The sequence below is a fragment of the Streptomyces sp. NPDC041135 genome, from assembly GCF_055592085.1.
Map to the genome: position 1 here is coordinate 32,206 of NZ_JBVIYZ010000011.1, position 25,839 is coordinate 58,044.

Annotated in this window: 25 protein-coding genes; 13 read left to right on the forward strand and 12 right to left on the reverse strand. The window is 73.6% G+C overall.

Going from position 1 to position 25,839, the window contains the following annotated elements:
- Positions 1–85: 85 nt before the first annotated feature.
- The 5 genes from ACZ6CZ_RS24200 to ACZ6CZ_RS24220 form a co-directional block, all read right to left on the reverse strand.
- Positions 86–736 carry a TetR/AcrR family transcriptional regulator gene (locus ACZ6CZ_RS24200; RefSeq protein WP_469024749.1) on the reverse strand — a complete coding sequence of 217 codons (651 nt, stop codon included), beginning with the start codon at positions 734–736 and terminating at the stop codon, positions 86–88.
- On the reverse strand, positions 733–1,443 hold the full coding sequence (locus ACZ6CZ_RS24205) for a DUF4166 domain-containing protein (protein WP_469024752.1): 711 nt from the start codon (positions 1,441–1,443) through the stop codon (positions 733–735). The genes ACZ6CZ_RS24200 and ACZ6CZ_RS24205 overlap by 4 nt, the downstream gene beginning before the upstream one ends.
- A complete protein-coding gene (locus ACZ6CZ_RS24210) occupies positions 1,440–2,195 on the reverse strand; it encodes a hypothetical protein (RefSeq protein ID WP_469024755.1) in 756 nt (251 codons plus the stop codon). Before ACZ6CZ_RS24210 ends, ACZ6CZ_RS24205 begins: the two co-directional genes overlap by 4 nt.
- Positions 2,196–2,350: 155 nt before the next feature.
- Positions 2,351–2,644, reverse strand: a complete 294-nt coding sequence (locus ACZ6CZ_RS24215) for an MTH1187 family thiamine-binding protein (RefSeq protein ID WP_469024757.1) — start codon at positions 2,642–2,644, stop codon at positions 2,351–2,353.
- Positions 2,641–2,991: a DUF3817 domain-containing protein gene (locus ACZ6CZ_RS24220; protein ID WP_469024760.1), complete on the reverse strand. Its 351-nt coding sequence runs from the start codon at positions 2,989–2,991 to the stop codon at positions 2,641–2,643. The genes ACZ6CZ_RS24215 and ACZ6CZ_RS24220 overlap by 4 nt, the downstream gene beginning before the upstream one ends.
- A 188-nt stretch (positions 2,992–3,179) precedes the next feature.
- On the opposite strand from ACZ6CZ_RS24220, the gene ACZ6CZ_RS24225 reads away from it, so the two are divergent.
- The 4 genes from ACZ6CZ_RS24225 to ACZ6CZ_RS24240 all read left to right on the forward strand — a co-directional run bounded on the left by ACZ6CZ_RS24225 (position 3,180) and on the right by ACZ6CZ_RS24240 (position 5,841).
- The gene (locus tag ACZ6CZ_RS24225) at positions 3,180–3,812 is read left to right on the forward strand and encodes an AIM24 family protein (protein WP_469025232.1); all 633 of its coding nucleotides are present in this window, start codon (positions 3,180–3,182) and stop codon (positions 3,810–3,812) included.
- Positions 3,813–4,463, forward strand: coding sequence for an AIM24 family protein (locus tag ACZ6CZ_RS24230; RefSeq protein ID WP_469024763.1), 651 nt, complete (start codon positions 3,813–3,815; stop codon positions 4,461–4,463).
- On the forward strand, positions 4,460–5,272 hold the full coding sequence (locus ACZ6CZ_RS24235) for an AIM24 family protein (RefSeq protein WP_469024766.1): 813 nt from the start codon (positions 4,460–4,462) through the stop codon (positions 5,270–5,272). The genes ACZ6CZ_RS24230 and ACZ6CZ_RS24235 overlap by 4 nt, the downstream gene beginning before the upstream one ends.
- A 92-nt stretch (positions 5,273–5,364) precedes the next feature.
- Positions 5,365–5,841, forward strand: a complete 477-nt coding sequence (locus ACZ6CZ_RS24240) for a MarR family winged helix-turn-helix transcriptional regulator (protein WP_469024769.1) — start codon at positions 5,365–5,367, stop codon at positions 5,839–5,841.
- 37 nt (positions 5,842–5,878) lie between these two features.
- On the opposite strand, the gene ACZ6CZ_RS24245 is transcribed toward ACZ6CZ_RS24240, so the two are convergent.
- From ACZ6CZ_RS24245 to ACZ6CZ_RS24255, 3 genes are all read right to left on the reverse strand, one after another.
- Positions 5,879–7,141 carry an MFS transporter gene (locus ACZ6CZ_RS24245; RefSeq protein ID WP_469024772.1) on the reverse strand — a complete coding sequence of 421 codons (1,263 nt, stop codon included), beginning with the start codon at positions 7,139–7,141 and terminating at the stop codon, positions 5,879–5,881.
- Positions 7,142–7,403: 262 nt separating this feature from the next.
- Positions 7,404–8,360 (reverse strand): methylmalonyl Co-A mutase-associated GTPase MeaB, encoded by a 957-nt coding sequence (meaB, locus tag ACZ6CZ_RS24250; protein WP_469024774.1) that lies wholly within the window; start codon positions 8,358–8,360, stop codon positions 7,404–7,406.
- Between the two features lie 35 nt (positions 8,361–8,395).
- Positions 8,396–9,598, reverse strand: a complete 1,203-nt coding sequence (locus tag ACZ6CZ_RS24255; protein WP_469024776.1) for an acetyl-CoA C-acetyltransferase — start codon at positions 9,596–9,598, stop codon at positions 8,396–8,398.
- A 148-nt stretch (positions 9,599–9,746) separates the two neighbouring features.
- Here ACZ6CZ_RS24255 and mce point away from each other — a divergent pair, with 148 nt between their 5' ends.
- The 7 genes from mce to ACZ6CZ_RS24290 all read left to right on the forward strand — a co-directional run bounded on the left by mce (position 9,747) and on the right by ACZ6CZ_RS24290 (position 19,559).
- Positions 9,747–10,187, forward strand: coding sequence for a methylmalonyl-CoA epimerase (mce, locus tag ACZ6CZ_RS24260; protein ID WP_469024778.1), 441 nt, complete (start codon positions 9,747–9,749; stop codon positions 10,185–10,187).
- A gap of 212 nt (positions 10,188–10,399) precedes the next feature.
- On the forward strand, positions 10,400–14,281 hold the full coding sequence (gene scy / locus ACZ6CZ_RS24265; protein ID WP_469024781.1) for a polarized growth protein Scy: 3,882 nt from the start codon (positions 10,400–10,402) through the stop codon (positions 14,279–14,281).
- A 183-nt stretch (positions 14,282–14,464) separates the two neighbouring features.
- Positions 14,465–15,400, forward strand: a complete 936-nt coding sequence (locus tag ACZ6CZ_RS24270; RefSeq protein ID WP_469024783.1) for a cellulose-binding protein — start codon at positions 14,465–14,467, stop codon at positions 15,398–15,400.
- Positions 15,401–15,481: 81 nt separating this feature from the next.
- Complete coding sequence (locus tag ACZ6CZ_RS24275; protein ID WP_469024786.1) at positions 15,482–16,456, forward strand: ATP-binding cassette domain-containing protein; 975 nt, start codon at positions 15,482–15,484, stop codon at positions 16,454–16,456.
- A 4-nt stretch (positions 16,457–16,460) separates the two neighbouring features.
- The gene (locus ACZ6CZ_RS24280) at positions 16,461–17,231 is read left to right on the forward strand and encodes an ABC transporter permease (protein WP_469024789.1); all 771 of its coding nucleotides are present in this window, start codon (positions 16,461–16,463) and stop codon (positions 17,229–17,231) included.
- A 166-nt stretch (positions 17,232–17,397) separates the two neighbouring features.
- Positions 17,398–18,702 (forward strand): ABC transporter ATP-binding protein, encoded by a 1,305-nt coding sequence (locus tag ACZ6CZ_RS24285; protein WP_469024792.1) that lies wholly within the window; start codon positions 17,398–17,400, stop codon positions 18,700–18,702.
- Positions 18,699–19,559, forward strand: coding sequence for an ABC transporter permease (locus ACZ6CZ_RS24290; protein WP_469024795.1), 861 nt, complete (start codon positions 18,699–18,701; stop codon positions 19,557–19,559). The genes ACZ6CZ_RS24285 and ACZ6CZ_RS24290 overlap by 4 nt, the downstream gene beginning before the upstream one ends.
- A 24-nt stretch (positions 19,560–19,583) precedes the next feature.
- Here ACZ6CZ_RS24290 and ACZ6CZ_RS24295 read toward each other — a convergent pair whose 3' ends face one another.
- Entirely contained in the window at positions 19,584–19,925 is a 342-nt protein-coding gene (locus ACZ6CZ_RS24295) for an ATP/GTP-binding protein (protein WP_469024797.1), read from the reverse strand.
- Between the two features lie 222 nt (positions 19,926–20,147).
- On the opposite strand from ACZ6CZ_RS24295, the gene ACZ6CZ_RS24300 reads away from it, so the two are divergent.
- Entirely contained in the window at positions 20,148–21,176 is a 1,029-nt protein-coding gene (locus ACZ6CZ_RS24300; RefSeq protein ID WP_469024800.1) for an LLM class flavin-dependent oxidoreductase, read from the forward strand.
- Between the two features lie 126 nt (positions 21,177–21,302).
- On the opposite strand, the gene ACZ6CZ_RS24305 is transcribed toward ACZ6CZ_RS24300, so the two are convergent.
- Complete coding sequence (locus tag ACZ6CZ_RS24305; RefSeq protein WP_469024803.1) at positions 21,303–21,695, reverse strand: SCO5389 family protein; 393 nt, start codon at positions 21,693–21,695, stop codon at positions 21,303–21,305.
- Positions 21,696–21,949: 254 nt separating this feature from the next.
- Between ACZ6CZ_RS24305 and nucS the strand changes: the two genes are divergently transcribed.
- Positions 21,950–22,621 (forward strand): endonuclease NucS, encoded by a 672-nt coding sequence (nucS, locus tag ACZ6CZ_RS24310; protein WP_469024805.1) that lies wholly within the window; start codon positions 21,950–21,952, stop codon positions 22,619–22,621.
- Between the two features lie 28 nt (positions 22,622–22,649).
- On the opposite strand, the gene ACZ6CZ_RS24315 is transcribed toward nucS, so the two are convergent.
- Together ACZ6CZ_RS24315 and ACZ6CZ_RS24320 are read right to left on the reverse strand one after the other, a co-directional pair.
- On the reverse strand, positions 22,650–25,166 hold the full coding sequence (locus ACZ6CZ_RS24315) for an ATP-binding protein (RefSeq protein WP_469024808.1): 2,517 nt from the start codon (positions 25,164–25,166) through the stop codon (positions 22,650–22,652).
- A gap of 269 nt (positions 25,167–25,435) precedes the next feature.
- Entirely contained in the window at positions 25,436–25,759 is a 324-nt protein-coding gene (locus tag ACZ6CZ_RS24320; RefSeq protein ID WP_469024811.1) for an STAS domain-containing protein, read from the reverse strand.
- Between the last annotated feature and the right edge of the window lie 80 nt (positions 25,760–25,839).

Genomic DNA, 25,839 nt, shown 5'->3' on the forward strand with positions numbered 1-25,839 from the left:
ATCCGGGCCACCGGCGCGGTGGCGGGCCGGGCTCCGGGCGCGGCGGCGGCCGGTCCCCCGGCTCGGTGGCGGCCGGGCTCCCGGCTCAGCGGCGGCCGGTGCGGCGCAGGTGGTGGCGGACCGCGCGCTGGGCGACCGGGCCGAGCGCCTCCAGCGCCGCCACCAGGGCACCGAGGTGCTCCAGGGCGTCCAGGGCCGCGTGGGCGCCGGCCTCGTCCACGCCCTCGTACAGCTCCAGGCCGACGAAGGACGCCGCGACCGCGCGGGCCAGTCCGGCCGGGTCGGCGTACTCGCCGAACGGGGTCGCCGGGAGCACCCTGCGCAGCACCCGCTCGATCTCGGCGATCCACAGGTCGAGCCCGGCGGCGGTGGCCGGTCGCAGGCTCGCGTGGGTCTGGGCGCCGGCGAGCAGCTGACCGAGCAGCGCGACCTGGCCGCCGGCCCGTTCCCGCTCGTGGATCTCCCGGCCGACGGCGAGCAGTTCGGACAGCGAGCCGGCCGCGGCGAGCCGCGCGCGGTGGCGCGACACGGCCTGCTCGGCGCCGTACCGGCAGGCGGCCGCGAGAAGTTCGTCCACCGAGCCGAAGTGGTAGAAGACGAGCGCCTGGTTGACGCCGGCGGCCGCGGCGACGGTCCGGGCGGACGTCTTGGCGATCCCCTGCTCGGTGAGCGTGCGCAGCGCGCCCTCCAGCAGCTTCGTCTTCGTCTCGAGCGACTTGGCCGTCTCCGGGCTCATGCGCGCGCCTCCTCCCGCACCGGCTTCAGACCCGGCCGCACGCCGCGGCCCCGGACGCGCGTGTACGACGCCGTGAACGACCCCTCGTAGCCGAAGAGCGGCCCGGCGTACCGGTTGACCACCCGGACCGCGACGCGGAAGCGGCCCAGGTCGTCGTCGTAGGACTCCCTGACCTCGGCCGTGGCGCCGATCAGTGCGGGCACCCGGACGTCCACGCGGCCCTCCCGGAAGCGGTGCTCGCCGGAGCGGATCAGCAGGGAGCCGTCGGGCTCGGCGTGCAGGTGCAGCTCGCTGGCCAGGTGCTGGTGGGTGCCGAGGTAGTCGAGGACGCGGTCGCCCTTGGGACTGAGCACCATCTGGGCGTCGAAGCGCCGGGGGCGGCCGGGCAGGTCGAAGGTGCGCACGAAGGTCACCGTCTCACGGCCGAAGGAGTCGGCGTACGGCACGTTCTCGATGACGAAGGGGACGTTCCGCGCGGCCCTCGGCACCAGGATGTTGCGGGTGGCGCCGAGCGCCAGGAACGGCTTCACGAACGCCGGGCCGTGCCAGATCCGGTCCATCACCCCCCGCCCGGTGCAGGCCTCCCCGCTCGCCAGGCCGACCGAGAAGCGGCGCTGGAGCTGGGGGTGGAGGCGGTGGAAGGCGGGGCCCATCGCGGTGGCGAACAGGGAGGCCGGGGTGGTGGCCGGGAGGGTCGTCGAGGTCATGGGTGCTGCTTCTCCAGGGTGCGCAGGAGGCGGGGGGCGCGCACCGGCGCGGGCGGGGTGCGCAGACAGCGGCGGGCGGCCGGGGTGACCGGGAGGGGCGCCGCGCACAGGGCGAGGCAGAGGACGGTGAGCAGCAGCAGCGGGCACAGGTAGGCCAGGGCGGGCGCGAGCGGGCCGAGGCCGTCGCGCGGGGGTCCGGCGGCCAGGCCGGTGAGGCAGCCGGCCACGACGAGGGCGCGTACGGCCAGTTCGGCGAGCCAGTGGGCGAGGGCGCGCCGGGGGGTGATCCCGCGCTCCAGCCACAGCCGCAGCCGGTCGAAGGACCAGGCGGTGGCCCAGCCCATCAGCGGGCGCAGCACCAGCCGGTCGGCCGGCGCGCCGAGGGGGCCCCAGCGGGGGCGGTAGTCGTAACCGGTGAGGAAGCGGACCCCGTCGGGGCCCGGGACGTAACGCCAGTAGCCGCTGCCCTCGGCGATCAGGGAGAGCGGGTGGGCGGAGGCGAAGCGCAGGGCCGAGGTGCGGGTGCCGTCGGGGCGGTCCCGCTCCCCCGCCGAGACGCCGGTGCCGGACACGGTCAGGAACGGCAGCACGCGCGTCGCGTACCGGAAGCGCTGCGGGCCCGCGTCCGCGCGCGGGAGGTGGTCGATCTCGGTGAAGCGGAGGTCCCAGCGCCGGTGCTGGGCGGGGTCCTGGGTGCGGGCCCACAGCTCGTCCAGATCGGCCCGGATGCGCGCCTCGATGTAGAGCCTCATGCCTGTCCCCCCGGAACGACCGTTCTCACCTGCGGTGTTGAGCGACTGCTCAAGACGCCTGAGGGTGAAGGTACCGTTTTTTGAGCGGTCGCTCAATGCTCGGTCGAAGAAAACCCCGGCCCTGAGAGGGCCGGGGTCGGTGCGCGTGGCCGGGGTCAGCCGGCGAGGTGCCGTTCGACCGTCGCGACCTTGGAGGTGAGGCCGTCGGTCACTCCGGGCCGGATGTCGGCCTTGAGGACCAGGGAGACGCGCGGGGCGCGTGCCTCGACGGCGGCGACGGCACGCTTCACGACGTCCATGACCTCGTCCCACTCCCCTTCGACGGAGGTGAACATGGCGTCGGTGCGGTGGGGCAGGCCGGAGTCCCGGACCACGCGGACGGCGTCGGCGACGTACTCCCCCACGTCCTCGCCGACACCCAGGGGCGTGACGGAGAAGGCGACGATCATGCGTTCACCACCCCTTCCTGGCGCGCGCGGGCGGCGATGACCGCGTCCTCGGACTCCCGGCGCAGCCGGCGCTCCGCGACGAACCCGCCGCCGGGGATGATCGAGAAGGCGAAGTAGAGGGCGGCCTTGCCCGCGTTCCACTTGGTGCGGTTCCAGGCGTCCAGCCAGAACAGCAGGTACAGGATGAACAGCACGCCGTGGATCGGACCGAGCACCGGGGCCGCGTCGAAGCCGGGGGCCGCCGTGTACTTGATGATCGTGCACGCCGCGAGGACGATCCAGGAGATGCCCTCCGGTACGGAGACCAGACGGAGGCGGCGGATGGCGGATGCTGTCTTGAGGTCCACGGGTCACCTTCGGTGGGAGAGTCGCTGAAGAGTCGCTGACGGCGCGGTCACTGCGGGTCCGCCGTGCGGGGCGGACGCCTTTGTGAACGGAAGCACAAGGTCCGTCCATTGTGGCAAACGTCGGCGATGACCTCACGGGTGGGGTCTGTCCCCCGCGAGCCGCTCCCCGCTACCGTCACAGCGTGGCGATGTTCCGACTCCAGGGAAGCAAGGTCCTGGCCGTCGACATGACCGGGGATGCCGTGAAGGCCAGGAACGGCTCGATGGTCGCGTACGACGGGCAGATGGCGTTCAAGAAGCTGAGCGGCGGCGGTGAGGGGCTGCGCGGGATGGTGACGCGGCGGATCACCGGCGAGCAGATGACGGTGATGGAGGTGAAGGGGCACGGGACCTGCTGGTTCGCGGACCGGGCCGCGGAGATCAACCTGGTCGCGCTGCACGGGGACACCCTGTACGTGGAGTCCGGCAACCTGCTCGCCGCGGACGCCGGGCTGCGGACCGGGACGACGTTCACCGGGGTGCGCGGCGCCTCCCAGGGCAACGGCCTGTTCACCACGACCGTCGAGGGACACGGGCAGGTGGCGATCACCTCGGACGGCCCGGCCGTCGTGCTCCGGGTGAGCCCCCAGTACCCGCTGGTCGTCGACCCGGGCGCCTACGTGGCCCACCAGGGCAGCGTCCGCCAGTCCTTCCAGTCCGGTGTGACCTTCCGCACCCTTCTCGGCGAGGGCGGCGGGGAGGCCTTCCAGATCCGCTTCGAGGGGGACGGGCTGGTGTACGTACAGCCGAGCGAGCGCGCCACCGTCGCGGGGGACGTGTAGATGGCGCTGCGCGAGGTCAACTCCAAGATGGTCGAGGCGACGGTGGCGCCCGGCACCCGGCTGTTCAGCCAGCGCGGCGCCATGCTCGCCTACCGCGGCGACGTCTCCTTCACGCCCAACGTCCAGGGCGGGCAGGGCGGCGTGATGTCCATGATCGGGCGGCGGGTCGCCGGCGAGGCGACGCCGCTGATGACCGTGGAGGGCAGCGGCACCGTCTTCTTCGGGCACGGCGGCCACCACGTCCACGTCGTCAACCTCACCGGGGACACCCTCCACGTCGAGGCGGACCGGCTGCTCGCCTTCGAGGGCACCCTGCGGCAGGGCACGATGTTCATGGGCTCGCAGGGCGGCGTGATGGGCATGGTGCGCGGGCAGGTCACCGGGCAGGGGCTGTTCACCACCACGCTCACCGGGCAAGGGGCCGTGGCCGTGATGGCGCACGGCGGCGTCTTCGAGATCCCGATCACCCCGCAGCGCCCGGTGCACGTCGACCCGCAGGCCTACGTCGCCCACCACGGCGACGTGCGCAACCGCCTGTCCGCCGCCCTGGGCTGGCGCGACATGGTGGGGCGCGGCTCAGGCGAGGCGTTCCAGCTGGAGCTGAGCGGCAGCGGCACGGTGTACGTCCAGGCGTCGGAGGAGAAGCTGTGAGCGGATACGGGGCGGCGGGCGGCGGCCCGGCGGTGTACGACCCGGCGACCCTGCCCGCCGACGACAACGTGAACGCGTACACCTTCTGCGTGGAGCTCAAGGGCGGGCAGTGGTTCCTTCAGAAGGGGAAGATGATCGCCTACTACGGGACGATCGATTTCAACGGCGTCGGGCACGGCCGGCTCGACCGACTCGTCCGTACGTCGTTCCATTCGCCTCTGCACGCGAGCGACTGGGTCGTCGCCGAGGGTTCGGGCAAGATGCTGCTCGCCGACCGGGCCTTCGACGTCAATTCGTACGATCTGGACGAGGGCAACCTGACCATTCGCTCGGGCAACCTGCTCGCTTTTCAGCCAACTCTTTCGCTCAAGCAGTCGATCGTGCCGGGCTTCCTCACCCTGATCGGAACCGGAAAGTTCGTGGCCGCGTCCAACGGGCCGGTGGTCTTCCTGGAACCCCCGCTGCGGGTGGACCCGCAGGCGCTCGTCGGGTGGGCCGACTGCCCCTCGCCGTGCCACCACTACGACCACGGGTATCTGACGGGTGTCATGGGGGGTCTACGTGCGATGACAGGCCTGGGCGGGGCGTCCGGCGAGGAGCACCAGTTCGAGTTCGTGGGAGCGGGCACCGTCCTGCTGCAGTCGTCGGAGGCGCTCATGGCGGAGCAGGCGACGGGGGCGGTCCCGCACGGCCCGGGGGTGCCCGGTGGTGGCGGTGCCGGGGTGCCGGGCGGGCACCCAGCGCAGCCGCCGGGGGCACCGCGCCTTCCCGGACAGCTGGGGGACCTCCAGCGTCGCTTCGGGCTGTGAGCGGTAGTCTGCGGAGTGTGACATCGAACGCGTGCGCGCAGTCACACCACCGTCAGTAGTTCGGCTTTCAACTTCTTAGGTAGACTTCATTCATGGAGACCGAGACGGCCACGCGCTGGCTGACCGATGCGGAGCAGTGCGCCTGGCGCACCCACCTGGAGGTCAACAGGCTGTTGACGTACCAGCTCGAAAGGGACCTCCAGCCGTTCGGCCTGACAATGAACGACTACGAGATCCTGGTGAACCTCTCCGAGTCGGAGGACGTACGGATGCGGATGAGCGACCTCGCCTCCGCCACCTTGCAGTCCAAGAGCCGGCTCTCCCACCAGATCACGCGGATGGAGAACGCGGACCTCGTGCGGCGCGAGAACTGCGAGTCCGACCGCCGGGGACTGTACGCCGTGCTCACCGAGCACGGCATGCAGACGATGCAGAAGGTGGCGCCGCACCACGTGGCGTCCGTGCGCAGACATTTCATCGACCTGCTGTCGCCCGAGGCGCTGCGGGAGCTGGACAAGGCGCTCAAGCCGATCGGTGAGCACCTGCGCGGGCAGCGGGGGCGTCCCTAGCCACCCCCGCGGCGCCGGGCGGGCGCACGGCCCCGCGTCAGCGGACGCCCGGCGCCCCCGCCCGCGCCCCCGCGGCCGCGCCGCCCAGGACCGCCGCGGTCAGCGCCGCGAGCACCGCGGTGGCCCCCGCCAGCCCGAAGCACACCGCCGACGGCAGCCGGCCCGCCAGCAGTCCGGCGAGCAGCGCCCCGAACGCGACGCCCGCGTTGAACGCCGTGTTCACCCAGGCGCCGGCCCGCGTCCGGGAGTCCTCGCCTGCGGCCTCGTCGGCCAGCAGGTACGCCGTTGTCAGCGCCGGGGCGAGGAACACACCCGCGCCCGCCATGGCCGCGGTGAGCGTCCACAGGCCGGGGGCGAGGCCCGCGGCGGCGAGAACGGCGCCGAGCCCGGCCGCCGTCCACGGCAGCCGCACCCGCGCGGGCGTGCGCCAGTCGACCGCCCCGTTGAGCAGCCCGCCCACGGCGCTGCCCGCGGAGAGCGCGCCCAGCACCCACGGCACCAGGGCGGTGTCGTAGGACCGCCGGGCCACGAAGGCCATGACCAGCAGTTCCACACCGCTGAGCGCCAGCCCGAGGCCGGCGGCCACCACGACCGGGGGCAGCAGCCCGCGGCCGGGGCCGGGGCGCGGGCGCCGCTCCCGCGGGCGGGGCGCCCGGCCGGGGCGCGGTCCGGGCAGGGCCGGGGAGGTGACGAAGGCGCAGGTGCCCGCCACGTTCACGGCCGCGCTCAGCAGGATCGCGCAGGCCGGCGGCCCGTACCCCAGCAAAGCGCCCACCAGCGCCGGACCGGACACGAACAGCAGTTCCTCGGCGACCCCGTCCAGGCTGTAGGCCCGCTGCACCAGGCGGCGGTCGTCGGCGAGCCGGGCCCATACCGCGCGCATGGCCGGACCCAGCGGGGGCGCGCAGGCACCCGCGAGAGCGGCGACCGCGCCGAGGGCGGCGACCGGTGCCCCGGGGCGCCAGGTGAGGGCGGCCAGGGCGGACAGCGTGACCCCGTAGGACACCGCCAGCGGCGGCAGGGCGCGGCGCGGGCCCCAGCGGTCGATGAGCCGGGCCCGCAGCGGCATCAGGAAGACGCTCGTGGCGCCGAACAGGGACATCACGGCGCCGGAGACGGCGTAGGACCCGGTGGCCCGGGTGACGGACAGCAGCACGGCGAGCGAGACCGTGCCGTAGGACAGCCGGGCCGTCAGGGCGGCGGCGAAGGTGCGGCGGGCGTGCGGGAGGCGCAGCACGGCGGCATACGTGGGCCGCGGCGGTGCAGGCAGGGCAGGGCGCGACGACGTGGACGCGGGCATGGCTGGGGTTCCTCGCTTCGGGCGGGAGAGGGGACACCGGAGCGCCGCGCCACCGCCGGCCGTGAGGCGGCCGCGGTGCGCGGGCGCGGTGCGCGCTCTACGCCATGACGAGGAACATGCGGCAGACGATAACAGCGGCGCCCACGGCCCGCCGTGTCTTTCGGCGGAGGGGCCCTGGTCGTCGGCGGTCGGCCGCCGGGCGCGGGTCCCGTGGGCGGCGCCCGCGGCTCAGCCCTGCGTGAGCCGCTGTGCCGGCCCCGCGTCAGCCCTCCGTGAGTCCCGCGACGAGTTCGTCCGCCGCGCGGTAGGGGTCCAGGGTGCCGGTGACGATGCGTTCGGCCAGGGCGCTGAGGCGGCGGTCGCCGTGCAGGTCGCCGATGCGTGTGCGCAGGGCGGTGACCGCGATGGTCTCCACCTCGCGGGCCGCCCGGGCCAGCCGCCGCTCGGCCAGCACGCCGTGCTCCTCCATCCAGGCCCGGTGTTTCTCCAGGGCCTCGACCACCTCGTCGACGCCCTCGGAGCGGGCGGCGACGGTCTTGACGATGGGCGGGCGCCAGTCGCCGGGGCCGCGGGACTCGCCGAGGCCCAGCATGTGGTTCAGTTCGCGCGCGGTGGCGTCGGCGCCGTCGCGGTCGGCCTTGTTGACGACGTAGACGTCGCCGATCTCCAGGATGCCCGCCTTGGCGGCCTGGATGCCGTCGCCCATGCCCGGGGCGAGCAGCACGACCGAGGTGTCGGCCTGGGAGGCGATCTCCACCTCCGACTGGCCCACGCCGACCGTCTCGACCAGGATCACCTCGCAGCCCGCCGCGTCCAGCACGCGGATGGCCTGCGGGGCGGACCAGGCGAGGCCGCCGAGGTGCCCCCGGGTGGCCATGGAGCGGATGTAGACGCCGGGGTCGGAGGCGTGGTCCGACATGCGGACCCGGTCGCCGAGCAGGGCGCCGCCCGAGAACGGCGACGACGGGTCGACGGCCAGGACGCCGACCCGGCGGCCCTGCTTGCGGTAGGCGGTCACCAGCGCGGACGTCGAGGTGGACTTGCCGACCCCCGGGGAGCCGGTCAGACCGACGACGTAGGCGTTGCCGGTCAGCGGGGCGAGCGCCGCCATGACCTCCCTGAGCTGCGGTGACGCCCCCTCCACCAGGGAGATCAGCCGGGCCACGGCCCGCGGCCGGCCTTCCCTGGCCTGGGCGACCAGCGAGGAGACGTCCTGCATCACAGCTCCGTTCGAAGAGATTACGGCGGCCCGGCTCAGGCCTTCGGCACCCGCACGATCAGCGCGTCGCCCTGCCCGCCGCCACCGCAGAGGGCGGCCGCGCCGACCCCGCCGCCGCGGCGCTTCAGCTCCAGCGCCAGGTGCAGCACCAGACGGGCACCGGACATGCCGATGGGGTGACCGAGGGCGATGGCACCGCCGTTGACGTTCACCCTTTCCGGGGAAACCCCGAGGTCCTTCATCGACTGGACGGCGACGGCGGCGAACGCCTCGTTGATCTCGATGAGGTCGAGGTCGGAGACCTCCAGCCCCTCCTTCTTCAGCGCGTGCGCGATGGCGTTGGACGGCTGGGACTGGAGGGAGTTGTCCGGGCCCGCCACGTTGCCGTGCGCGCCGATCTCCGCGAGCCACTCCAGGCCCAGCTCCTCCGCCTTGGCCCTGCTCATCACGACCACGGCGGCGGCGCCGTCGGAGATCTGCGAGGAGGAGCCGGCGGTGATCGTACCGTCCCGGGAGAAGGCCGGGCGGAGCTTGCCGAGGGACTCCGCGGTGGTGTCGGCGCGGATGCCCTCGTCCTTGCTGAAGACGACCGGCTCGCCCTTGCGCTGCGGGATCTCCACGGGGGTGATCTCCGCCTCGAAGACGCCGTTCTTCTGCGCGGCGGCGGCGCGCTGGTGGGACAGGGCGGCGATCTCGTCCTGCTCGGCGCGGGCGATGCCGAGCCGCGTGTTGTGCTTCTCGGTGGACTCGCCCATGGCGACGTTTTCGAAGGCGTCGGTCAGGCCGTCGTAGGCCATCGCGTCGAGCATCTCGACGGCCCCGTACTTGAAGCCCTCACGGGACTTCGGCAGCAGGTGGGGGGCGTTGGTCATGGACTCCTGACCGCCGGCGACGACGATGTCGAACTCGCCGGCCCGGATCAGCTGGTCGGCCAGCGCGATCGCGTCGAGGCCGGAGAGGCACACCTTGTTGACGGTGAGCGCGGGCACGCTCATCGGGATGCCGGCCTTGACCGCGGCCTGACGCGCCGGGATCTGCCCCGCACCGGCCTGGAGCACCTGGCCCATGATCACGTACTGCACCTGGTCGCCACCGATCCCCGCACGGTCGAGGGCGGCCTTGATCGCGAAGCCGCCCAGATCGGCTCCGGAGAATGACTTGAGCGAGCCCAGGAGCCGCCCCATCGGGGTGCGAGCACCCGCGACGATGACGGAGGTGGCTCGGTTCGTTCCTGACATGAGGTGCGATCCCCTTCCAGCTGCGAAAAGCCGAGGAGTGAACGAGGGTTTACCTCGAATGTACTGAGGCGGGACCAGCCCGTCATCGGGCCGTCGGTGTGATCGCGCGCACGTTGCGTAACCACCCCGGGAGCGCTTCATTGAAACCATGCTGACGCGAATCGACCACATCGGGATCGCCTGTCACGACCTCGACGCCACCGTCGAGTTCTACCGGGCCACGTACGGCTTCGAGGTGTTCCACTCCGAGGTCAACGAGGAACAGGGCGTGCGGGAGGCCATGCTCAAGATCAACGAGACGTCCGACGGCGGGGCGTCCTACCTCCAGCTGCTGGAGCCGACCCGCGAGGACTCCGCGGTCGGCAAGTGGCTGGCGAAGAACGGCGAGGGCGTGCACCACATCGCCTTCGGCACCGCGGACGTCGACACGGACGCCGCGGACATCCGCGGCAAGGGCGTACGCGTCCTGTACGACGAGCCGCGGCGGGGCTCCATGGGGTCGCGGATCACCTTCCTGCACCCCAAGGACTGCCACGGCGTACTGACAGAACTGGTCACATCGGCCCCTGTTGAGTCACCTGAGCACTGACCCTCGTACATAGGGGCCGGTAGGGTTGGGGGCGGTCGCCGCTTCACCCGGGTGGCGGCCGCATGCCGGGGTCCGGGTTACGGGGGAAGAGCGTCGGGGCGGCAGCCCGTGCTCCGCCGTAGATCTGACACCATTCCCCGGGGGCCCCGTCCGGCGGATGGACGGAGCTCGTTTCCACAAGCTTGCGACCAGGGGACGGATGGGACCGCGCAGTGCGGGGCTACGAGAGCCAGGAGCGAGAGCCGGCGGCTGACGTCGACCACCTCTCTCGGTTCGAGGCCGAGATGAAGCGGCTGAAGACCGAGCGGGAAAAGGCGATCCAGCACGCCGAGGACCTCGGCTACCAGGTCGAGGTGCTGCGCGCCAAGCTGCACGAGGCGCGGCGCACCATCATGACCCGGCCCGCCTACGACGGCGGTGACATCGGCTACCAGGCCGAGCAGTTGCTGCGCAATGCCCAGGTCCAGGCCGACCAGCTGCGCCAGGACGCCGAGCGGGAGCTGAGCCAGGCCCGGGCGCAGACCCAGCGCATCCTCCAGGAGCACGCCGAGCAGGCCGCCCGGCTCCAGGCCGAGCTGCACGCCGAGGCGGTGGCCCGGCGCCAGCAGCTGGACCAGGAGCTGGCCGAGCGCCGGCAGACCGTCGAGTCGCACGTCAACGAGAACGTGGCGTGGGCCGAGCAGCTGCGGGCCCGCACCGAGCAGCAGGCCCGCAGGCTGCTGGAGGAGTCCCGCGCCGAGGCCGAGCAGGCCATGGCCGCCGCCCGCGCGGAGGCCGAGCGGCTCACCGGTGAGGCCCGCCAGCGCCTGCGGAGCGAGGCGGAGTCCGCCCGCGCGGAGGCCGAGCAGCTGCTGCGCCGCGCCCGGGCCGACGCCGAGCGGCTGCTGAACGCCGCGTCCACGCAGGCGCAGGAGGCCACCGACCACGCCGAGCAGCTGCGCACCTCCACCGTCACCGAGTCCGACGCCGCCCGGCGCCGGGCGACGGAGCTGAGCCGGGCCGCCGAGCAGCGGATGACCGAGGCCGAGGAGGCGCTGCGCAAGGCGCAGAGCGAGGCCGAGAAGGTCGTCACGGAGGCCAAGGAGGCCGCCGCCAAGGCGCTCGCCGGTGCCGAGGCCGCCAACGAGACGCGCACGCGCACCGCCAAGGAGCAGGTCGCCCGGCTGGTCAGCGAGGCCACCAAGGAGGCCGAGTCCACCCGGGCCGACGCCGAGCAGCTCGTCGCCGACGCCCGCGCCGAGGCCGAGAAGATCGTCGCCGAGGCCGCCGAGAAGGCCCGTACGGTCACCGCCGAGGAGGCCGCCTCCCAGCTGTCGAAGGCCGCCCGCACCGCCGAGGACGTGCTGGACAAGGCGGCCGAGGAGGCCAAGCGGACCACGAAGGCGGCCGCCGAGGAGGCCGAGCGCATCCGGTCCGAGGCCGAGGCCGAGGCGGACCGGCTGCGCGCCGAGGCGCACGACATCGCCGAGCAGCTCAAGGGCGCGGCGAAGGACGACACCAAGGAGTACCGCGCCAAGACGGTCGAGTTGCAGGAGGAGGCCCGCCGGCTGCGCGGCGAGGCCGAGCAGCTGCGCGCCGACGCGGTCGCCGAGGGCGAGCGCATCCGGGCCGAGGCCCGGCGCGAGGCCGTCCAGCAGATCGAGGAGGCGGCCAGGTCCGCCGAGGAGCTGCTGGCCAAGGCGAAGGCGGACGCGGACGAGCTGCGCCAGGCGGCGACCGCGGACAGCGAGAAGGTCCGCACCGAGGCCATCGAGCGGGCGACGTCGCTGCGCCGGCAGGCCGAGGAGACCCTGGAGCGCACCCGCAAGGAGGCCGAACGGCACCGCGCGGAGGCCACCGAGCAGGCCGAGGCGCTCACCGCGGACGCCGAGCGGGCCGCGCGCGAGCTGCGCGAGGAGACCGAGCGGGCCGTGGAGGCCCGCCGCGCGGAGGCCGCCGAGGAGCTGACCCGGCTGCGGACGGAGGCCGAGGAGCGGCTCGCGTCGGCCGAGCAGGCGCTGTCCGAGGCCCGTGCGGAGGCCGACCGCATCCGCCGGGAGGCCGCCGAGGAGACCGAGCGGCTGCGCTCGGAGGCCGCCGAACGCATCCGCACCCTCCAGCAGCAGGCCGAGGCGGAGGCCGAGCGGCTGCGCGACGAGGCCGCGTCCGACGCGTCCGCGTCCCGCGCCGAGGGCGAGGCCATCGCGGTACGGCTGCGCTCGGAGGCGGCCGGTGCGGCCGAGCGGCTGAAGACCGAGGCCCAGGACACCGCCGACCGGCTGCGCGCGGAGGCGCAGGCCGCCGCCGAGCGGCTGGCCGCGGAGGCGTCCGAGACGCTGGCCGCCGCCCAGGAGGAGGCCGCCCGGCGCCGCCGCGAGGCCGAGGAACTCCTCGGTGCCGCGCGCGCCGAGGCCGGGCAGGAGCGGGAGCGGGCGCGGGAGCAGAGCGAGGAGCTGCTGGCCTCCGCGCGCACCCGCGTGGAGGAGGCGCAGACCGAGGCGACCCGGCTGGTCGAGGAGGCCGAGCGGCGGGCCACCGAGATGGTGTCCGCCGCCGAGCTCCACGCCCAGCAGGTACGGGACTCCGTCGCCGGGCTGCACGAGCAGGCGCAGGAGGAGATCACCGGGCTGCGCTCGGCCGCCGAGCACGCGGCGGACCGTACCCGGCGCGAGGCCGAGGAGGAGGCGGACCGCGTCCGCGGCGACGCCTACGCCGAGCGGGAGCGGGCGAGCGAGGACGCCTCGCGGGTGCGGCGCGAGGCGCACGAGGAGTCGGAGGCGGCGAAGGCGCTCGCCGAGCGGACGATGGCCGAGGCCATCGCCGAGTCGGAGCGGCTGCGAGCGGACGCGGCGGCGCACGCCCAGCGGGTGCGCACCGAGGCGTCCGACACCATCGCCCAGGCCGACCAGGACGCCACCCGGACCCGCGCCGAGGCCCGGGAGGACGCCAACCGCATCCGCTCGGACGCGGCGACCCAGGCCGACACCCTCATCACCGAGGCGCGCAACGAGGCGGAGCTGCTCCAGACGGAGACGGCCGCCGAGGCCGACCGGGTGCGCACGGAGGCGCTCACCGAGGCCGACCGGGTACGCGCCGACGCCGTCGCGAAGGCGGAGAAGCTGATCTCGGACGCCACCGGTGACTCCGAGCGGCTGCGGGCCGAGGCGGCCGAGACGGTCGGCTCCGCCCAGCAGCACGCCGAGCGGCTGCGCGGCGAGGCCGAGCGGCTGCGGACGGAGGCGGCTGCCGAGGCCGAGCGGCTGGTCGGCGCGGCCCGCGAGGACGCCGAACGCACCCTGGACGAGGCCCGCCAGGAGGCCAACAAGCGGCGTTCGGAGGCGGCCGAGCAGGTCGACACGCTCATCACGGAGACCGCGGCGGAGGCCGACAAGCTGCTCACCGAGGCGCAGCAGCAGGCGCTGAAGACCACCGCGGACGCCGAGTCGCAGGCCGACACCATGGTGGGCGCGGCCCGCCAGGAGGCCGAGCGGATCGTCGCGGAGGCGACGGTCGAGGGCAACTCGACGGTGGAGAAGGCCCGTACGGACGCCGACGAGCTGCTGGTCGGCGCGCGCCGGGACGCCACCGCCATCCGGACGCGCGCGGAGGAGCTGCGCGACCGGATCACCGGCGAGATCGAGGAGTTGCACGAGCGCGCCCGCCGCGAGGCCGCCGAGACGATGAAGTCCACCGGTGACCGCTGCGACGCGCTCATCAAGGCGGCCGAGGAGCAGCTGGCCAAGGCGCAGGCGAAGGCCAAGGAGCTGATGTCGGACGCCAGTTCGGAGGCGGGCAAGGTGCGCATCGCCGCCGTGAAGAAGGCGGAGGGCCTGCTGAAGGAGGCCGAGCAGAAGAAGGCGACCCTGATCCGGGAGGCCGAGGAGCTGAAGGCCGAGGCGATCCGCGAGGCGCGGCGCACGGTCGAGGAGGGCAAGCGGGAGCTGGAGATCCTGGTGCGCCGCCGCGAGGACATCAACACCGAGATCTCGCGGGTGCAGGACGTGCTGGAGGCGCTGGAGTCCTTCGAGGCGCCGGTGGCCGGCAAGGACGGCGGGGTCAAGGCGGGCGCCACGGTCGGCGCCCCCCGCTCGGGTGGCAAGCCGTCGGACGGCTGACCCCGTGAGCCCGGTTCAGGCCCCTTCTGGCGTCTTTGACCGGTCTTTGGCAAGGTCTCGGCCGGTTAGCCACCCGAAAGGGGTGTCATTCTCCAGATCAAACACGCATCCGCTCGATGACACACCGCTTCGGCGCCTAGGATTCCACCTATCACCTCACCGGTCTCATTCGACAGGAACCCCATGAGCGACACTTCCCCCTACGGCTTCGAGCTTGTGCGGCGTGGATACGACCGCGCTCAGGTGGACGAACGAATCTCCAAGCTCGTCTCCGACCGTGACAGCGCTCTCGCCCGCATCACCGCTCTGGAAAAGCGCATCGAGGAGCTGCATCTCGAGACGCAGAACGCCCAGGCCCAGATCACCGACGCCGAGCCGTCGTACGCCGGGCTCGGGGCACGCGTGGAGAAGATCCTGCGCCTCGCCGAGGAAGAGGCCAAGGACCTGCGCGAGGAGGCCCGGCGCGCCGCCGAGCAGCACCGTGAACTCGCGGAGTCGGCGGCCCAGCAGGTCCGCAACGACGCGGAGTCGTTCGCGGCCGAGCGCAAGTCCAAGGCCGAGGACGAGGGCGTCCGGATCGTCGAGAAGGCCAAGAGCGACGCCTCCCAGCTGCGTTCCGAGGCGCAGAAGGACGCGCAGTCCAAGCGTGAGGAGGCGGACGCCCTCTTCGAGGAGACCCGCGCCAAGGCCGCGCAGGCCGCCGCCGACTTCGAGACCAACCTGGCCAAGCGCCGCGAGCAGTCCGAGCGCGACCTGGCCTCGCGTCAGCAGAAGGCGGAGAAGCGCCTCGCCGAGATCGAGCACCGCGCCGAGCAGCTGCGGCTGGAGGCGGAGAAGCTGCGCACCGACGCCGAGCGCCGCGCCCGCCAGACGGTGGAGACCGCTCAGCGCCAGGCCGAGGACATCGTGGCCGACGCCAACGCCAAGGCCGACCGCATCCGCTCGGAATCCGAGCGCGAGCTGGCCGCGCTGACCAACCGCCGCGACTCCATCAACGCCCAGCTGACGAACGTCCGCGAGATGCTCGCCACGCTGACCGGCGCGGCGGTCGCCGCCGCGAGCACGCCGGCCGAGGACGAGCCGATCTCGCGCGGCGTCCCGGCGCAGCAGTCCCGCTGAGCGCGGACCCGCTCGAGGCACCCCGCCCCCTGCCCCCTGTTCCCGGTGGCAGGGGGCTTTGTCCCGTTCTAGCGTGGTCGCATGATCGAGCTGGCGGGGCTGACCAAGCGGTACGGCGAGAAGCTGGCGGTCAGCGACCTGACCTTCGCCGTCCGCCCGGGCCTCGTCACCGGCTTCCTCGGACCCAACGGGGCGGGGAAGTCCACCACCATGCGGATGATCCTCGGCCTCGATCACCCCACCAGCGGTGACGTCCGTATCGACGGCACGCACTACGCCCGGCTGAAGGACCCGCTGACGTACATCGGCGCCCTGCTGGACGCCAAGGGGACGCACGGCGGGCGCAGCGCCTTCAACCACCTGCTGTGCCTGGCGCAGAGCAACGGCATCCCCACCCGCCGGGTGCACGAGGTGCTGGACGCCGTGGGGCTCACCGCGGTGGCCCGCAAGAAGGCCAAGGGGTTCTCGCTGGGCATGGGGCAGCGCCTCGGCATCGCGGGCGCGCTGCTCGGCGATCCGCGCATCCTGATGTTCGACGAGCCGGTCAACGGCCTCGACCCCGAGGGCATCCACTGGATCCGCACCCTGATGAAGTCCCTGGCGGCGCAGGGGCGGACGGTGTTCGTCTCCAGCCACCTGATGAGCGAGATGGCGCTGACCGCGGACCATCTGGTGGTCATCGGGCAGGGGCGGCTGCTCGCGGACACCTCCATGGCCGACTTCATCCGGCAGAACTCCCGGTCGTACGTGCGCCTGCGCAGCCCGCAGCGCGAGCGGCTGCTCGACGTGCTGCAACGCGCCGGCCTCACGGTGGTGCAGACGGGCGGCGGGGCGATGGAGGTGGACGGCGGTGACGGCGAGCGGATCGGGGAGCTGGCCGCCCAGTACGGGATCACCCTGCACGAGCTGAGTCCGCGCCAGGCCTCGCTGGAGGAGGCGTTCATGCGGCTGACGGCGGGGTCGGTGGAGTACCACGCGCACGAGGCCGGCACCCCCGCGCCGGGGCCGCCGGGCTGGGGCGCCGGCCGGCGCGGCACGTCGGGCGAGAGGGTCTGACGCCATGGCGGCCCTGCGGGTCATCCGCTCCGAATGGACCAAGATCCGGTCGGTGGCGTCCACGGTGTGGACGCTGTCCCTGGCCGTGGTGGTCACCCTGGCGCTGGGCATGCTGATCTCGGCGCTGTCGAGGAGCCAGTTCGACCGGATGCCCGTGCGGGACCGGCTCTCCTTCGATCCGACGTACGTCAGTTTCGCCGGGATGAGCCTCGGGCAACTCGCGATGATCGTGTTCGGGGTGCTGGTGGTGTCGAACGAGTACAGCACCGGCATGATCCGCACCTCGCTGGCGGCCGTCCCGCGCCGCGGCACCTTCCTGTTCAGCAAGCTCGCGGTGGCCACCGCGCTCGCCCTGGTGGTCGGCATGGCGACTAGCTACGCCGCCTTCTTCCTCGGGCAGGCCGTGCTGGGTCCGCACCGCACCTACCTCGGCGATCCCGGCGTGCTGCGGGCGGTGACCGGCGGCGGCCTCTACATGACACTCATCGCCATGTTCTCGATGGGCGTGGCCACGATGCTGCGCTCGCCGATGCTGTCGCTGGGCATCCTGATGCCGTTCTTCTTCCTGATCTCCACCATCCTCGGCAACGTCGACGCCACGAAGAGGATCGGACGCTTCCTGCCGGACCAGGCGGGCAGCCGGATCATGCGGGTGGTCCCCCGGATCGGCGACGACACCCCCTACGGCCCCTGGGGCGGCCTCGGCATCATGGTGCTGTGGGTGCTCGCCGCGCTGGCCGGGGGGTATGTGCTGCTGCGCAGGCGCGACGCGTAACCGGACCGCCGGACGGCCGCCCGCCACCGGGTTCCGGCCGGGATCACCGGCCGTAGAGCCTTGGCCTTTGCTTTCCCTTGGGCGGAACCGTCAGCGCCCCGTTATCCTCCTAACCCTTACGGGGGCGTGTGCCCCGCTGTCCTGAACCTTTCGATGGGTGCGGAGCATGATCGAGGCTGTCGGCCTGACCAAGCGCTACGGCGACAAGACCGCCGTGTACGACCTTTCCTTCCACGTACGACCGGGTGCCGTGACCGGCTTCCTCGGGCCCAACGGCTCGGGCAAGTCCACGACGATGCGGATGATCCTGGGCCTGGACAACCCCAGCGCCGGTTCGGTCACGATCGGCGGCTACCCGTACCGCAAGCTGCCCAACGCCCCGCGCCAGGTCGGCGCCCTGCTCGACGCCAAGGCCGTGCACGGCGGCCGGCACGCCCGCAACCACCTGCTCAGCCTGGCCCAGCTCTCCGGCATCCCGGCCCGCCGGGTGGACGAGGTGCTCGGCGTCGTCGGGCTCCAGGACGTGGCCCGCAAGCGGTCCAAGGGCTTCTCGCTGGGCATGGGCCAGCGCCTCGGCATCGCCGCCGCCCTGCTGGGCGACCCCCAGGTGCTGCTGTTCGACGAGCCGGTCAACGGCCTCGACCCCGAGGGCATCCTGTGGGTGCGCAACCTGATGAGGGCGCTGGCGGCGGAGGGCCGCACGGTCTTCGTCTCCTCCCACCTGATGAGCGAGATGGCGCTGACCGCCGACCACCTCATCGTGATCGGGCGCGGCCAGCTGCTCGCCGACATGAGCGTGACCGACTTCATCTCGGCCAACTCCGCCGACTTCGCGCGCGTGCGCACGCCCGACACCGAGCCCCAGCTGCGCGAGAAGCTGACCTCCGCGCTCACCGAGGCGGGCGGCCACGTGCTGCCCGAGCAGGACGGCGCCCTGCGCGTCACCGGGCTGCCGCTGCCGCGCATCGCCGACCTGGCGCACCAGACGGACGTACGGCTGTGGGAGCTGTCGCCGCACCAGGCCTCGCTGGAGGAGGCGTACATGCGCATGACGCAGGGCGCCGTCGACTACCGCTCCAGCACCGACCAGCGGGCGGGCCTGCAGCAACCGCTGCCGGCCGGCGCCCAGCCGCCGATGCCGGTTCCCGGCCAGGGCCAGCCCGGCTGGTACGCCCCGCCGCCGCCCCAGCACGGCGGCGCCCCGTTCGGCATGCCGCACCCCGGCGCGCCCGCGGCGCCCTACGGCGCTCCGCCCGCGAACCCCTACGCCGCCCCCGGGGCACCGAACCCCTACGCCCACCCGGCCCCGCAGGCCTTCCAGGCCCCGCAGGCCGGGCCGCCCGCCGCCGCCCCGGCCGCGCACCCGCAGCCGCCGGCGCAGGCCCCCGCGACGCCCGCAGCCCCCGCAGCCCCCGCGGAACCGTCCCTGCCCGTCTCCGCCGACCCGACCATGCCCGAGGACGCCCGATGAGCACCCACCAGCCCCCGATGCCGCAGGCAGGCACCGCCGCGCCCGGCGGGTCGTACTCCGGATACACCTCCCCCATCCCGGTGGTGCGCACCCACCTCGGGCACGCGCTGGCCTCCGAGTGGACGAAGATCAAGTCCGTGCGCTCCACGCTCTGGACGCTCGGGGTGTTCCTGCTGCTCGTCGTCGGCATCGGCATGCTGGCCGGCGCGCTGGTCAGCAACTCCTCGTCCTCGGACATGTCCGGCGAGAACCCGCTGTCCCTGGGCTTCTTCGGCCTGCTGCTCGGCAGCATGTGCATCATGACGCTGGGCGTGCTGACCACGGCCTCGGAGTACGGCACGGGCATGATCCGCACCACCATGACGGCCTGCCCGACGCGGCTGCGGGTGCTGGGCGCCAAGGCCATCGTGTTCTTCGCGGTCGCCTTCGTGGTCACCCTGGCCGCCTCCTCCTTCGTCGCCATGGTGCAGGCGGCCATGCTGGACGGCACCGCCCGCACCCCCACGGGACAGGAGTGGCTGAAGGCCACGGTCGGCGTGAGCCTCTACATCGCGCTGCTGGGGCTGCTGTCGCTGCTCATCGGCTCGGTCATCCGGCACTCGGCGGGCGCCATCACGATCATGATCGGCACGCTGCTCGCCCCGCTGGTGATCGCGCTGTTCATGTTCGCCTCGTCCCTGGAGAAGGTCCGCTCGGCGCTGCTGGAGTACTCGATCCCCAACCAGATGAGCGTCTTCTACTCCAACTCCCTCAGCGAGTCCGGCCCCTCCGGCTGGGACCCGCTGTGGATCATGCTGGGCGTCACCGCGGCGGTGTTCGCGGGCGCGTGGGCGCTGCTGGAGAAGCGGGACGTGTGAGCCGCTGACTCCGCTCGCGAGACCCTAGAACCTCGGCGCGTTACGGGACCGCTGCACCCGCGTGGTGCGGCGGTCCTTGGCGTTCCAGCAGGCCTTGTGCCAGTGCCGGCGGTCGTCGATCCCCGCGTGCTCCGGCCAGGCCACCACGTGCGGGACGCCGGAGGGGATCAACTGGTCGCAGCCGGGACAGCGGTAGGTCTTGCCCGCCGCGCCGGCCCCGGCGACATGGCGCACGCTCCACTCCTCGCCCCGCCAGCTCTCTGTCGACTGCCAGCCGCCGTAACGGCCGGCGCGGTCGTCCTCCGCGCTCCGGCCGGACGCGACCGCTCCGTTCGGGCCCTTGGGTCGGTTGCGGCGCGGGGACACGGGACACCTCTCGGGGTATACAGGGAGCAGGGGGCTGCGTCCAGCCTACGCGGCCCCGGCCGGGGCCCGCGGGGGAACCAACCCTGACAAGTCCCCCTCCGGGGCCACCTATTCTGCAGACAATCCGCAAATCCCTTCGCCAGGCCGTGTCCTCGTCACGTGTCGCGCGGTTATGCCGGGCGGGGGAGCTCCGGTCGGGGAGCCAAGGAAGCAGGAATCGCGATGCACGTAGGCAGTTTTGTGCTGGCCGCCCAGTTCCCGGGCCAGGGCCAGGGAGAGGCCCTGCACCGGGCGGTCCGCTCCGCGGAGGTCGCCGAGGAGGCCGGGCTGGACGCGGTGTGGCTGGCCGAGCACCACTTCGTGCCGTACGGCACCTGTCCGTCGGCCGTCACCCTGGCCGCGCTGCTGCTGGGACGCACCCGCCGCATCCGGGTGGGCACGGCGGTCAGCGTGCTGCCCACGGCGCACCCGGTCGCCCTCGGCGAACAGGCCGCGCTGCTGCACGTGACGAGCGGCGGCCGGTTCAGCCTGGGCGTGGGCCGCGGCGGGCCGTGGGTGGACCTGGAGGTGTTCGGCGCGGGCCTCGGGGCGTACGAGCACGGGTTCCCCGAATCACTCGATCTGCTGGTGCGCTGGCTGCGCGACGGCGCGGTCGGCGCCTCGGGGCCGCGGTACGCCTTCCGCGAGGTGCCCGTCGTCCCCCGCCCCTCCCAGGCGCTGACGGAGACCCCGGGGCCGGAGGTGATCGTGGCCTGCACCTCACCGGCGAGCGTCCGCCTCGCCGCCGAGCGCGGACTGCCGATGCTGCTGGGGATGCACATCGGGGACGAGGAGAAGGCCGAGATGACCGCCCTGTGGCGGCGGCACGCGCGCGCGGCCGGACGGCCGGCCGGGGAGATCGCGGACGCGGCCCACGTCTCCGCCGGGGTCTGCCAGATCGCCGACCGGCGCACGGCCGCCGTGGAGACGCTGACGAAGGCGATGCCGGGCTGGCTGAAGCAGGGCCTGGAGGCCCATGTGACGGTCGACGACCGGGTGCGGGCGATGCGCGACCCGCTCGCCTACACCGAACTCCTCTGCGGGCTGCACCCGGTGGGCCCGCCCCGGCTGTGCGCCGACCGGCTCGCCGCGACCTCGGAGCGCACCGGCATCACCCGCTTCGCCCTGCTGGTCGAGGGCTCGGGCGACCTCGCGGCCACGGAGGACACCGTACGGCGGCTGGGCGCCGAGGTACTGCCCCAGCTGCGCTGACCGGCCGCACCGGCCGGCCGGCGGCGCCGTCCGCGCGAAGGCTTGCCGCCCCTGTACCGATCGCACCTCCCGCGTACGGAGCGGCAAGCAAGCGGATCACCGCGTCAGCGGCCCCGGAGCGCCGCGTCAGCAGTCCCGCAGTTCCGGGGACTGGTTGAGCAGTTGGTTGCGCGCCGACGTGAACCGGGCGAGCGTCTCGTCGACCGAGGCGTCGAGCGGGAACACCGCCACCCGGTGGCAGTTCTGGAAGGCCAGCCGCACACCGAAGTGCCGCTGCAGCGCGCCGCGAATGGCATCACTCGCGAGCGCGCGCAGCAGCTGACCGCGTGCCTGCTCGTCCGGCGGGGGCGTCTGGTTGTCGGCGAACTGGCCGCCGTCCACCTTCAGCTGGGCCACCAGAGAGCTGATCATCTCCCATGCGTAGGGCAGGGAGGTCCGGACGCAGTCGACGAAGGCTGCGTCGTCGACCTCGCCTCGCTCGGCCTGTTCGAGTAGGGCCGGTGAGACGTCGAGCGACATGGGTTCTCCTCTCGCACCCCCGGACAGCAGGGGTTGGCGGACAGATGAGGGAGTCCGCGACGGTGGACACACTCCGTACACGCATCGCGACCTCCCGTTCTCTACGGTAGGCAACGGTCGGTGACCACACCAGCAGATTGCGTATATGAAACGGTCCGGTTGCGCCCACAATCGGCCAGCTGGGGACCCGAGATGAACAGCGGATTCCAGGGCGAATCGCGCGCAGCGATGCGCGTGAAGTAGCGTTGCCGACCATGCGTCTCGTCATTGCCCGGTGCTCGGTCGACTACGCCGGCCGGCTCACCGCCCACCTTCCCTCGGCGCCGCGCCTGATCCTGGTCAAGGCGGACGGCAGCGTCTCCATCCACGCGGACGACCGGGCGTACAAGCCCCTCAACTGGATGTCCCCGCCCTGCACGCTGAAGGAGGGTGCGGGTGACGAGGCGGGCGTCTGGACGGTGATCAACAAAGCGGGCGAGAAGCTGATCATCACCATGGAGGAGGTCCTGCACGACTCCTCGCACGAACTGGGTGTCGATCCCGGCCTGATCAAGGACGGCGTGGAAGCGCACCTCCAGGAACTGCTCGCCGACCGCATCGAGACGCTCGGCGAGGGCTACACGCTCATCCGCCGCGAGTACATGACGGCGATCGGACCGGTAGACATCCTGTGCCGGGACGCCGAGGGGCGGACGGTCGCCGTCGAGATCAAGCGCCGCGGCGAGATCGACGGCGTCGAGCAGCTCACCCGCTACCTCGAGCTGCTGAACCGCGATCCGCATCTCGCCCCGGTCCGGGGCGTGTTCGCCGCCCAGGAGATCAAGCCCCAGGCCCGCGTTCTCGCCACCGACCGCGGCATCGGCTGCCAGATCCTCGACTACAACGCCCTGCGCGGCATCGAGGACGACAAGCTGCGGCTGTTCTGACCGCCGCGGCCCGCGGCGGTCCGGCGGATCAGATCAGCGGGCCCCCGTCGCCCACCGTCGGCCCGCCGCCGCTCGCCGGTGCGCTCACGGTGCCGCTGGACGCGGTCGGGGCGCTCCCGGTGCTGCCGCCGGCCGAGTCGGTGGTCGTCGGGCTCGGGGTGGGCGTCTCGGTGGGTGTCGCGGACTCGCTCGGCGTGGCGGAGTCCGTCGGGGTGGTCGTCACCTTGGTGGGCCTGGTCGTCGGCGGCCTGCTCGTCGCCGGCTTCGACGACGTACGGGTCGGGCTCGGACCGTCCGATGCCTTCGTGCCGCTGGGCTCGCCGGACGGGGTGCGCGGAGCGGGTACCGGCGTCGGGTCGTCCGCGGTGCCGTAGGTGCCGTCGGGGCCCGGGTCGGTCGGGCGGGCCGTCGTGACACCGGCGCCGGCGCCTGCCTTCCCGCCGGTGGTGCCGCTGCTACCGGGCTCCTGCCCCGGGTCGGCGTCCGTGCCGCCGTCGCCGGTGTCCTGACTGGCGGACGGGTTGACGCTGACGTTGCGGGCCGGGTCGCCGGCCTTGTCGTCGCCGGTCATGCCGAGCGTGACGACCGTGCCCAGGACGGCCGCGAGCAGCGCGCCGGAGCCGACCGCGACCATGTTGCGCCGGGCCAGCCGCCGCAGGCCGCCGCTCTCGGGCGGCGCCGGGGCCGTCCCGGCGCGGTGCACGACCAGCGGGTCGGTGACGGCCGGCCAGGGCGCCGGGACGCCGCGCGCGGGGGACGACGGATCCTCGTGCCGGACGTCGAGCGCTTCCTCGGCGGCCGTCGCCGCCGGCCCGGGCACGTCCCCGGAGCGGTCGGCGACCAGGGCCAGGGCGCGCCGTCCGGCGACGGTGCCGCGCTTGTCTGCGAGGGCGCCGCGCAGCCCGATGGAGGCCTCCAGCTCGGCGCGGGCCCGGTCGAGCTGTCCTCCGCAGAGCGCGAGGATGCCCAGCTCGTGGTGGAAGTAGGCCTGTTCGGACACCTCGCCGGCCAGCCGGGAGGCTTCGGCGCCGCCGCGCAGCGCCCGTTCCCAGGCGCCCCAGTGCAGTCCCGCGGCGAAGGCGGGCGCCGCCGTGCGGGCGAGCCGTACGGCGGTGTTCTCCTCGTCCTCGGCGGGCGCTTCGGTGGCCGGCACCAGGGCGGCCAGTGCGCACAGCACGGCGTCGGCCTCGGCGCACACCCGCTCGGGGGTGACCGAGGGGTGCCCGGCCCACCAGGCGTAGTGCTGGGCGGCGGTGAGGGCGTGGGCGTCGGCGTCCGCGCCGTACCCGGCGGCCTCCAGCTGGGTCCGCACGCCGGCCGCGAGGCGGTAGCGGGTGCCCGTCGGGGAGACCAGGCCGCAGCCCGCCAGTTCGCCCAGGGCGGCGTCGGCGTGGGTGTCGCCGACCAGCGCGGGCAGGTGCGCCTGGTGCGGGACCTCGCCGCCGAGGGCGACGGCGAAGCGCAGGGTGGCGCGGGCGGCGGGGCTCAGCCGGGAGGCGAGCAGCGGCGCGGGCGCGGCGGCGTCGCCGAGGGAGGGCAGCGGCACGTCCTCGGCGTCCTCGGGGACGGCGTCGAACGGCTCGTCGAGGGAGTGCCGTACGTCCTCGAAGACGCCGAACTCGTCCACCGCGCCGGCGCTGACCCGCAGCTGGTCGCGCTGGATCAGCAGGGCGCCTGCCTGGACGAAGCGCAGCGGCAGGCCCTCGGACTCGAACCAGAGGTCGCCGGCCCAGTTGGCCTCCTCCTCGGTCAGGACCCGGCCGACGGCGCGCTCCAGCAGTTCCACGCCCGCCGCCCGGTCCAGTCCGGTGAGGAAGACCTCCTCGACGGCCGAGTCGGCGGAGGGTGCGGGCACGTCCGGGGTGGCGGCCAGCAGGAAGGCGCACTCGGGGGTGGCGTCGATCAGCTCGTCCAGGCCGGCGCCGCCGAACTCCAGGTCGTCCAGGACGACGACCGCGCCGATCTCGCGGACCAGGCCGAGCAGCTCGTCCGGTGCGGGACGGTGCAGGGGGGCGCGGTAGGCGGCGTGGAAGAGGTCGTGCAGCAGGTCGGTGGCGGTGCGGTGGTGGCCGCTGAGGCGGATCACGCCGTCGGGGGCGAGGTCGGCGCAGTCCTCGGCGACGAGGTCGAGCAGCGCGGTGCGGCCGCTGCCCCCGGGCCCGGTGAGGCGTACGGAGCGGCCGCGGGCCAGCAGCCGGACGAGGCGCTCGCGTTCGTCCTGCCGTTCGAGGAGCGGCAGTGCCGGCCGGGCGGGGCCCGGCGGTACGGACGGCCGGGCGGCGCGTTCGGCCGCGGCGCGCTCGGCCGGGGTGCGCTTCTCGGGTCTGCCGGGCCGCTCGGCGGGCGGGCAGGGCTCTATCTCGCTGCCGTCCACGGGGTTGACCGTGAGCAGGCTGTCTCCCGAGACGAGGCGCACCGTGCGGGCGACGGTGTTCGGTCCCGGGGCGAAGTCGGGTGTCAGGGGTTCCCGCTGCGGGCGCTGGCGCGGCGCGAGGCCGTCACCGTCCCGGCCGTACTCCTCGGGTCCCCGGTTGGTCGGGTCCATAGGTCAAAGCCCCCAAAAGCGTCGTGTGCCGCCCGTGTCCGGCCCCTCCCGGCCTGCTGCACACCGCGCTGTCGCTTCTGGTCCGGGCCCGCTCGAGGGTTGCTCGGGGAGCGGGCGACCGAACCCTAAACCTTCGCTCAGTATCTCCGACAGCCCGGGGTACCGCCCCGCCCGAGACGTCACAGTCTCATGAGGATTGCGCGTGACGTGCGGGTGCGTGCCGTGCGTCCGGGTCTCCCCGACCGCGCGGTTCACACCCGTAGCGGAGGTCACACGCGGGGCAGTGACTCCACGCCGATACCGCCTTCGATGGCCAGGATCCGGTGCAGCCGGGTGGCCACCAGCAGGCGCTGCATCTGCGGCGGTACGCCGCGCAGCACCAGCCGGCGGCCGCAGCGGCCGGCCCGCCGGTGGGCGCCCATGATCACGCCGAGTCCGGTGGCGTCCCAGGAGTCCAGTTCGGACAGGTCGAGCACCAGGTCGCCGACTCCGTCGTCGACGGCCGTGTGCAGGGCCGTACGGGCGTCCGCCGCGCTGCGGACGTCGAGGCGGCCCCCGACGACCAGCTCGGCGTGGTCGCCCCTGATGTGCATATGCGCTCCCCGTGAGTGCGGCGGCGTACTGGCGTGACGATGCTGTGCACCGTCTGACTGCTCCAGCGGCAGAGCGGTTG